Raw genomic sequence first — 8291 nt, forward strand, 5'->3', positions numbered from 1 at the left:
AGGAGGTTCAAGTGTCGTCTGGAGTGTTGATCACAGTGATCGTTCTGGTCGTTCTCGTTGCGGTGGTCATCGCCTTACTGGTGTGGCCGATGGTGCGCAGGCAACGGCTGCGCAGCCGATTCGGACCGGAATACGACCGGACGGTTCAGGAACACGACGATCGCCGCGCCGCGGAACGTGAACTGGCCGAACGAGAACGCCGCCATGCCGAGCTCGAACTGCGCACCCTGTCCGACGAACAGAAGCAGCTGTACACGGCCCGCTGGGTCGAGGTGCAGGAGCAGTTCATCGACGATCCGGCGGCGGCCCTGCTCGCCGCCGATCGCCTGCTGACCACCGTGATGGCCGAACGTGGTTATCCCACTGAGAATTTCGATCAGCAGGTGGCGGATCTGTCGGTGGAGCACGCGGAACCGCTCGGGCACTACCGGACCGCGCACGAGATCGCGACCCGGCCCAGCGGTACCGCCGTGTCCACCGAGGACCGGCGCACCGCGATCGTGCACTACCGGGATCTGTTCCAGGACTTGCTGAACGGAGCGTCCGAGGGCAAGAAGGCCGCACCCGTCGGGACGGCTGAACGGGATACGACCGCCGCCGAGCAGCAGGCGCACCACGATACGACCGAGCAGATCCAGCACGACAAGAAGGCACTGTCATGAGCACCGAATACGACCGCACCGGGCACCCCGAGCGAGCCACCGCAGCGGATTCGCCGAAAGAGCACGAGAGCCGGTGGGCGACGGCGGAATCCGAAGCACACGCGGACGAGCGGGAAGCGGCGGCCGCCGAGTACGGCACCGAAACGGAGCGGACGTCCACGGCGTCGAGCACGGCGGACTCGCCACAGCGGGCCGACGAGTTCGGCGAAACCGATTCCGGCGGGCACGTATCCGCCGCCGACCAGCACGCCGAGGCGCTGACCGAGACCGATGTGGACCCGCACGCCACCGCGGCGAGCGCCGCCGATCCGGAGCGGGAACCGGCCACCGAGGCACGCCTCGACGCGCCCGCCGCGGATCCGGGCACCGCCGCCGACGCCGAGGTCGGGTATACCGGGTCGGCTGCGAATACCCCTGAGGGCCAGCGAACTTCGCTCGACAGCGTCGGCGCCGCGCTCTTCGGCGAGGCCGACCTCGATCGGCTGCGCACCCAGTGGCGTGAGGTGCAGGGCGCGTTCGTCGACAGCCCGCGCGACGCGGTCACCCAGGCGGACAAGATCGTCAGCGACGTCATCTACCAGTTGACCACCGCGTACGCGGAACGCAAGCGCGTGCTCGAGGAGCACAGTTCGGGTTTGCAGGACGCCGACACCGAGGAACTGCGGCAGGCGTTGCGCGGCTACCGCGGCTTCTTCCGGCGGTTGCTGACCATCGAATCGTAGACACCGAACGGCGGAATCGTTGCCCATGAAGTTGCCCGGATTGCCGACCGATCGGATCGACCATCTCGCCGATTGGGTCGCCCACCAGGTGAAGTCGCGTGTCCCGGCGGCCGACCCGGCCGACCGGGATCCCGAATTCATCATCGACACCGTGGGCCCCGCGTGGCTGTTCGCCCGGCTGTACTTCCGGGCGGAGGTCCGCGGCCTCGACCACATCCCGGACGAGGGCCCGGTCTTGTTGGTCGGCAATCATTCCGGGGGCAACGTCTCCCCGGAGGTGCTCGTCACAACCTTGGCGTTCGTGCGCCGGTTCGGACCGCATCGGCCGTTCTTTCAACTCGCGCACGACATGGTGATGGCCTATCCGGTGATCGGCACGCTGCTGCGGCGCTTCGGCACGGTGGGCGCGGATCCGGACCGCGCACGCCAGGTGCTCCGGGACGGCGCGGCGGTGCTGGTGTACCCCGGCGGCGACTGGGAGGTGCATCGACCGACCTGGGAGGAAGATCAGATCGATTTCGCGGGCCGCACCGGCTTCCTCCGATTGGCTTGGGACGCAAGTGTTCCCATCGTTCCCTTCGTCAATGCCGGTGCGCAGCAGACCGCCTTGATGCTCAGCCGCGGGGACCGGCTGGCGCGGCTGCTGCGGTTGGATCAGATGTTGCGCCTCAAAGTGTTTCCGATTTCGCTGGCGCTGCCCTGGGGGCTCAACATCGGTGATCTCGCCGGGCACATTCCGCTGCCCAGCAAAGTGACGATCGAATTCCTCCCGCCGATCGATCTGCGTTCCGAACACGGACCCGAACTGGATCTCGATGCCGCCTACGACCACGTCACCGGCGTCATGCAGGACGCGTTGACGCGGCTGTGCGCGGAGCGCGGCTTGCCGATCCTGGGCTAACCGGTGCCCGGCAACGGCTGCGCGACGAACATATAGCTCTTCTCCTCGACCCGGCGCGCGATGCGCCAGCGCCCGTCGACGCGGGCGAAGGTGTCCAGGTACCACAGCCCACACAGCATGAGGCTCGATGGACCGTCCCCGCCGGACATCATCATCGGGTTGTGGCACATGGTGCGGCCGGTGGCCGTGTCACCGTCGACGGTGATCGAGGAATTGCTGATGAGGTGCTGGAACGCGGGGAAATTGGGCAGCATGGCGGCGAGGAACTGCTTCGTCGCCGCCACATCGCCCGCGGGGCCGCCCATCGCGGTGTAGTCGATGTGCGCGTCACCGGTGAAGATGTCGTCCAGCAGATCCCACTGCCCGGTGTCGACCGCGTGCGAGTACCGGACCATCAGGTCCTGGATCTCCATACGATCGGAAATCTCCTGCAGGGACAGCATGCTCGCCTCCGAATTGCGCCGAACCGTTCGGCGCAATGGCACCAGGGTTGGGCGCGGGATGCAAGACCCGGCAGCGAGCGGGGGGTCAGGCCTTGTGCGGCAAGATGTTCAGTACGAGTACGAGTCCGGCCGCGATGCTGAGGCAGGCGAGGACCGTGGTGACAGCAGACTGCGTAAGAGTGGCGATGCCGATCGAAAAGGCAAGGCACGTAGCGAATGCCAAAACCGCGGTCCCCGACTCCAGGCCGGCGATGCGGCTGGGTCGGTTATCCGTCGATGTCATGTATCTGTGATTACCCAACGCCGTCCGTTACGAAACCGTGACTTCGAAATTGATGGCGTATCTGCCGGTCAGGGTCAGATCGGGCGGCCGTCGCGCAGCCGGGCCACGGCGGTCACGATGGCGGCGGACTGCACGGCGACCAGGTGCTGGATCGGCACGGGTAGTCCTGGCGCGTTGGTCTCGATGTCGGCGCACCACTTGTCGAAGATCGGCGCGAAGCGGAGGCGTTCGGCGACCACGTCGTCCGGCCCGTTGCCCGGAGACGACACGAGCAGCCGGAGCAGCATGCCGCCGGCCCGCAGCCGGGCGACCGCCGCCCACACGTACTTCTCGATGAAGAGCTCGCCGGCAGTGGCCTGCCGGGTATCGGTGGCCGCCCGTTTGGCGATCGCGATGCCGCGCAGGGCCCGGACCGAGTCGGTCAAGGCCCGCTGGAACGGACTGCTGCCGTCCAGGTGGGCCGCGAGGCGACCGAGCACCCCGCTCACCAGGTCGGCGATCTCCTCGTAATCGGTAGCGCTGGCGTGCAGGACATCGGCGATCCGGTGGCCGCTCGGCGTCTCGTCGGCGACCCGTGGGTCCACCCACAGCGGCAGTTCGCACACCAGGATGGCGGTTCCGTGGGACGCGGCGTAGTCGCGGATGCCGCCGCCGTACATCATCGCCAGCGGTTCGACGCCGTCGCCGGCCAGCGCCTCGGCGATCCGTTGGAACCGCGGTAGTTCGAAGATCCCGGGCTGCCAGGTCCGCGCGCCGGGAACGTCGGGCTCGCCGGTGTAGATCGGCACGCCGACGGCGGCGAGCTGTCCGGTCAGCGCGGACCAGTATTCGGGGTCACCGCCGGTGGTGTAGAAGAATCCGCCGCCGAAATCGGCGTTGTGCAACGACACGATCAGCGCGGGCCGGGTTCGATCGATCAGACCCATCAGCGCTTTCGTTTCGGGCAGCGGCGCGCCCACCGCGATGCCGCGCCAGCTGGTCGGGAAGCACCACTCCGGTTGCTCTGCGGCCGGTGGCCGATAGAAGCCGTGTGCGACAGTGGTTCTCGTGCGCGGCCCGGCGAACCAGGCCTCGTTGAGCCGGGTCCCGTCCGGGTCCAGACACAGCACGAAATACCAAGTCGCGCCGAGGGTTCGGTCGTCGTCCTGGGTGAGCCTGCCCAGCAGGTGCCGGATGGTCGCCATGCCGATCGGCTCATTCGGATGCGGGTTGCCGACCACCACCACCCGCCGGGGTCCGGCGCCGACCCGCACGCACCTGATCGGGTGCCCGCCGCGCGAACCGCCGATCTCGGTGACGGCGACCCGATCGGGTAACGCGTGGGCCAGCGCGTCTACGAAGTGGTCCAGTTCGTCGACCGTAGGAAACGAATCGGTCGGTGCCACCGTGCCGACGAGTCTGCCTACTTCGTCCGCCGCCACTTCGTCTGTGTCCATAGTCAATAGTGGGATCGATGCCGACTCGAACGGGTCAGTTCGCCCGCAGCAAAGGCGATTCCACCGCGCCGCGCCCAGCGCCGCGCCCGGCGGCTACCGCAGCACGCCGAACGACGGCGGCGTGTCGGCGTCCGTGGCGCCGAACCGGGGCGCGGGTCGCGGGCCCATGGTGAAGTCGAGGCGGCCCCCGGACAGCGCGAACGACTCGGGCAACCATGCCCGCGTCGTATCCGCGCCGTCGACCCGCAACGACTGGATATAGCGGTTGGCATCAGAGGTCTCCGGCGCGACGATGGTGAATTCGGCGCCGGTCGAACGGCGCACCACGGCGGACTCGAACGCGGGCCCGTGCACGAAAAGCTCGGCGCGGCCCGGGATCACCGGGTACAACCCGAGCGCGGCCCAGACGTACCAGGCCGACATCGTGCCCAGGTCGTCATTGCCCGCCAGGCCGTCGGCCGATGGGCCGAAGAGTTCGGTGCGGGCCCGGTGCACCACGTCCTGGGTGCGGTGCGGGCGCCCGGCCCAGGCGTAGAGCCACGGCGTCTGCAAGGACGGTTCGTTGCCGAGGTAGGCGTGCGGCGCGTGCGGGCCCGCGTTGAGTTCGGTGAAGAACTCGTCCAGCCGGGCGGCGGCGCGGTCCCGGCCGCCCATCTTGGCGAAGAGCGCACCCACATTGTGCAGAACCATCCAATGGTATTGCGCCCCATTGCCTTCCACGTAGCCCTCGGTGGCCGCCGGATTGAACAGGAGCCCGAAGAAACCGAGGGCCGAGCGCGGTTGCAGCCAGCCGGTGAACGGATTGAACAGATGCTCCCAGCCGCCGGCGCGGCGCAGGAACGTGTCATGTTCCTCGGTTTCGCCCAGTCGCGCGGCCAACTGGGCGATGCCGAAATCGGCGATGTTGTATTCCAGGGTGTCCGACACCTGATCCGGCACCCAGCCGAGCCGCAGATACTGGTCGTTGCCGGGACGTTCGGTATAGCCGGACAGCTCGCCGACACGCTCGGCCCCGGCGATCATCGAGGTCAATGCGTCCGCGGCCGCGAAATCCCGTGCCCCGAAGGCGTAGGCGCTGGCGAGGATCGAGTGGTACGGGTCGCCGTTCATCACACCGGTGACGGTGTTCTGATGCGACCACCGATCCCACACGTCCCCGAGCGCGTGCGCGTTGTCGTACATGGATTGCGCGATATCCGAGGCGACATCGGGTGCCAGCCAGGCGAGCAGTTGTGCCGCACTGCGATAGATGTCCCACCCGGAGAAGGTGGCGTAGTGATGATGCCCGGGGCGCACCTGATGGACGCGACCGTCGAACCCGGTGTAGTTGCCGTCGACATCGTCGAAGATGTAGGGCTGTAAGAACACGTGGTAGAGCGCGGAATAGAAGGTACGCAACCGATCTGGCGCACCGCCCGTCACCACGATCTGGTCCAGTCTGCGCTGCCATGCCGCGCGTGCCTGCGCCCGCACGGTGTCGAAATCCTTGACGCCGATCTCGGCGGCGAGATTACGCCGGGCGCCCTCGACGCTGACGTAGGAGATGGCGGTGCGCATCTGCACCGGCCGGTCGGAGTCGAACTGCAGGAACAGTCCGCTGCCCTGGCCGTTGCCGGCGATCTCGCCGGACCGGGTGCGGCGGGTCTGCGCCTTGCCCGTGACGGAGTGGCCGCCGGGTTGCAGGACATCGTCGCGCCAGGTACCCGACGCAGTGATCGGGCTATCGAAGGTGGCGTGGAAGTGCACCCGGTACCGGCTCTTCGCGCCACAGAACCCGCCGGTGTGCGCCCAGCCGGATACCGCGTTGCCGTCGAGGCTGATCTCCGCGTCCTCGACGCCGTTGACCGAGCCGGTGACGTCGAGCAGCACCGTGCCGGGGCGGCCGGTGGGGAAGGTGAACCGGGCGATGCCGGCGCGGGTGGCGGTGGTCAGCTCGGTCCGCACGCCGGAATCGGTGGTCACGCCGTAGTAGCCCGGGTCGGCCTGCTCGTTCGCGTGGTCGAAGGTCTGCAGGTAGCCCGCGCCGTCGACGGCCGGTGACCGGCCGATCGAGCCGCTGATCGGAAGTACCGGAAAGTCCTGCGCGCCAGTGCATCCCGGCCCGGATAGATGCGTCATCGAGAACCCGTACAGGCGGTTGTCCTCGTACTTGTATCCGCCGCCCGCGCTGCGCACGGTGTCGGGGCTCCACTGCATCATCCCGAACGGGGCCACCGCGCCGGGAAAGGTCATGCCCGCGCCGCCGCCGTGCCCGAAATCGGGCCCACCGTCCTGGGTGCCGACGAACGGATTCACGTACCGGCTGGAATCGACCGCGGTTTCGGCGTGCGCCGCGGTGGGAACGAGCGGAAGCAGCAGCGGGACAACGAGACCGGCCAGACGGCGACGCGACATGCATGCTCCCTCGACGAGCCTCCGACAACGTTGCCCAGTGCCTGCTCATCCTGGCATCGCGCGGTCCGCCGCCACTCGCCGACACGCCGCTGATCAGCGCTTTTGTCGCCTCGATGCGTGCCTACCGGCTCGACCCTGCCGGCGGCCGGCGTTTCGGCATCCGTCAGCCGGTTATGTCGGCGCGCGGATTGACGCAACCGCCGATTCCACCAACTAGTCAAGTTTGCTTCGTGGGTCGGGCTGCCGCTACGCTCGACCTACTAGCCAATTTTGGCTAGTGACTGAGTATCGCAGTGAAGGATGTGCCGAGATGGCCGGAGAGATCACCACGCCGCTGTTGCCCTGCGTGGACATCGACGAGATGGGCGAGTTCTATCGGATGCTCGGGTTCGAGCAGACCTACCGCCAGACCCGGCCCAATCCCGCCATCGGGATGCAGCGCGAGGACATCGGGTTGCAGTTCTTCGGGATGCCCGGCTTCGTGCCCGCCGACTCCTACGGGTCGTGCGTGGTGCAGGTGCCCGATATCGGCGCACTGTTCGACTCGTTCGCGGCCGGCATGCGGGCGAAGTACGGCAAACTGCTGGTCGCCGGGACGCCGCGGATGACCCGTCCCCGGCGGCGCAAGAACACCGGCAATCTCACGGGTTTCCTGGTGGTCGATCCTGGTGGAAACTGGATCCGCTTCTTCCCGATGCGCGCCACCGATGCGGCGGGCCCGACGTCGAAACTCCGCAAGGCGATCGATGACGCTGTGGTGCAGGCGGATTCGCGCGGCGAGGACGCTCAGGCCGCGAAGATCCTCGATGGAACTTTGCGGCGCACCGAAAGCAGCGCAACGACGGTCGATCTGGTCGATGCGCTCGCTTATCGTGCCGAACTCGCTGTGCGCCAGGATGATCCGGCCTGCGCCGACGCGCTGCTCACGCGGATCGCGGCCATCCCGCTGACCGGCGCGGACCGTGTCGCGCTCGCCGACGCCCTGGCCGGTGTCGCGGAGCTGCGCCGTATTCTGGCGGCGTGGCGAGCCGATCAGTGACACGCTCCCGGCGCGAAAGGTAGGACCGATGTCCGCAGTTCGGCTTTTGGTGCTCGGTGCGGTGCGGCGGCGCGGACGAGCGCACGGCTATCAGGTCCGGGCCGATCTGGAATCGTGGGGCGCCCACGAATGGGCCGGCGTCAAATCCGGCTCGGTCTATCACGCGCTCAAAACGATGACCGCCGAACACCTGCTGATCGCGCACGAAACCACCACGAGCACCACCGGCGGTCCGCCGCGCATCGAATACGAGACCACCGACGCCGGGCAGCAGGCCTATCTCGGCCTGCTGCGCGCGGCGCTCGCCCAGCGTGACCCGCGGCTGGACGTGTCTCGTCCGCCGCGGTCGGGCTGATCGACCGATCTGCCGCGGGCGGAAGCCATCGAAGTTGCTCCGGCAGCGCGCCGAGC

The 8291-nt window shown here is 68.0% G+C and carries 8 protein-coding genes; 5 read left to right on the plus strand and 3 right to left on the minus strand.

The features are described from left to right. Positions 1-11 precede the first annotated feature (11 nt). Genes NBRGI_RS32480 through NBRGI_RS32490 form a run of 3 tightly spaced genes read left to right on the plus strand, consistent with a single transcriptional unit; the run spans position 12 to position 2285 of the window. On the plus strand, positions 12-662 hold the full coding sequence (locus NBRGI_RS32480) for a hypothetical protein (RefSeq protein WP_235211169.1): 651 nt from the start codon (positions 12-14) through the stop codon (positions 660-662). Further along, positions 659-1384, plus strand: a complete 726-nt coding sequence (locus tag NBRGI_RS45600; RefSeq protein ID WP_051728199.1) for a hypothetical protein — start codon at positions 659-661, stop codon at positions 1382-1384. The genes NBRGI_RS32480 and NBRGI_RS45600 overlap by 4 nt, the downstream gene beginning before the upstream one ends. Positions 1385-1409: 25 nt before the next feature. Then, entirely contained in the window at positions 1410-2285 is an 876-nt protein-coding gene (locus tag NBRGI_RS32490) for a lysophospholipid acyltransferase family protein (protein WP_051728200.1), read from the plus strand. Here the strand turns inward: NBRGI_RS32490 and NBRGI_RS32495 are convergent. The 3 genes from NBRGI_RS32495 to NBRGI_RS32510 all read right to left on the minus strand — a co-directional run bounded on the left by NBRGI_RS32495 (position 2282) and on the right by NBRGI_RS32510 (position 6841). Next, complete coding sequence (locus NBRGI_RS32495) at positions 2282-2728, minus strand: nuclear transport factor 2 family protein (RefSeq protein ID WP_029901003.1); 447 nt, start codon at positions 2726-2728, stop codon at positions 2282-2284. The two genes, NBRGI_RS32490 and NBRGI_RS32495, sit on opposite strands and share 4 nt — an antisense overlap. Before the next feature lie 357 nt (positions 2729-3085). After that, entirely contained in the window at positions 3086-4447 is a 1362-nt protein-coding gene (locus tag NBRGI_RS45605) for a M14 family zinc carboxypeptidase (RefSeq protein ID WP_051728201.1), read from the minus strand. A gap of 93 nt (positions 4448-4540) precedes the next feature. After that, positions 4541-6841, minus strand: a complete 2301-nt coding sequence (locus tag NBRGI_RS32510) for a GH92 family glycosyl hydrolase (protein WP_029901006.1) — start codon at positions 6839-6841, stop codon at positions 4541-4543. Positions 6842-7151: 310 nt separating this feature from the next. On the opposite strand from NBRGI_RS32510, the gene NBRGI_RS32515 reads away from it, so the two are divergent. Further along, entirely contained in the window at positions 7152-7880 is a 729-nt protein-coding gene (locus NBRGI_RS32515) for a hypothetical protein (RefSeq protein ID WP_036561738.1), read from the plus strand. A 28-nt stretch (positions 7881-7908) separates the two neighbouring features. After that, a complete protein-coding gene (locus NBRGI_RS44490; RefSeq protein WP_235211170.1) occupies positions 7909-8235 on the plus strand; it encodes a PadR family transcriptional regulator in 327 nt (108 codons plus the stop codon). Positions 8236-8291 lie beyond the last annotated feature (56 nt).

This window comes from Nocardia brasiliensis IFM 10847, assembly GCF_000710915.1.
GTDB classification, from domain to species: domain Bacteria; phylum Actinomycetota; class Actinomycetes; order Mycobacteriales; family Mycobacteriaceae; genus Nocardia; species Nocardia brasiliensis_A.

What these genes read in the sequence shown, in the direction of transcription:
- NBRGI_RS32490 (WP_051728200.1), top strand. Translation starts at nt 1,410, where the DNA reads ATGAAGTTGCCCGGATTGCCGACCGATCGGATCGACCATCTCGCCGAT.
- NBRGI_RS44490 (WP_235211170.1), top strand. Translation starts at nt 7,909, where the DNA reads ATGTCCGCAGTTCGGCTTTTGGTGCTCGGTGCGGTGCGGCGGCGCGGA.
- NBRGI_RS45605 (WP_051728201.1), bottom strand. Translation starts at nt 4,447, where the DNA reads ATGGACACAGACGAAGTGGCGGCGGACGAAGTAGGCAGACTCGTCGGC.
- NBRGI_RS32495 (WP_029901003.1), bottom strand. Translation starts at nt 2,728, where the DNA reads ATGCTGTCCCTGCAGGAGATTTCCGATCGTATGGAGATCCAGGACCTG.
- NBRGI_RS32515 (WP_036561738.1), top strand. Translation starts at nt 7,152, where the DNA reads ATGGCCGGAGAGATCACCACGCCGCTGTTGCCCTGCGTGGACATCGAC.
- NBRGI_RS32510 (WP_029901006.1), bottom strand. Translation starts at nt 6,841, where the DNA reads ATGTCGCGTCGCCGTCTGGCCGGTCTCGTTGTCCCGCTGCTGCTTCCG.
- NBRGI_RS45600 (WP_051728199.1), top strand. Translation starts at nt 659, where the DNA reads ATGAGCACCGAATACGACCGCACCGGGCACCCCGAGCGAGCCACCGCA.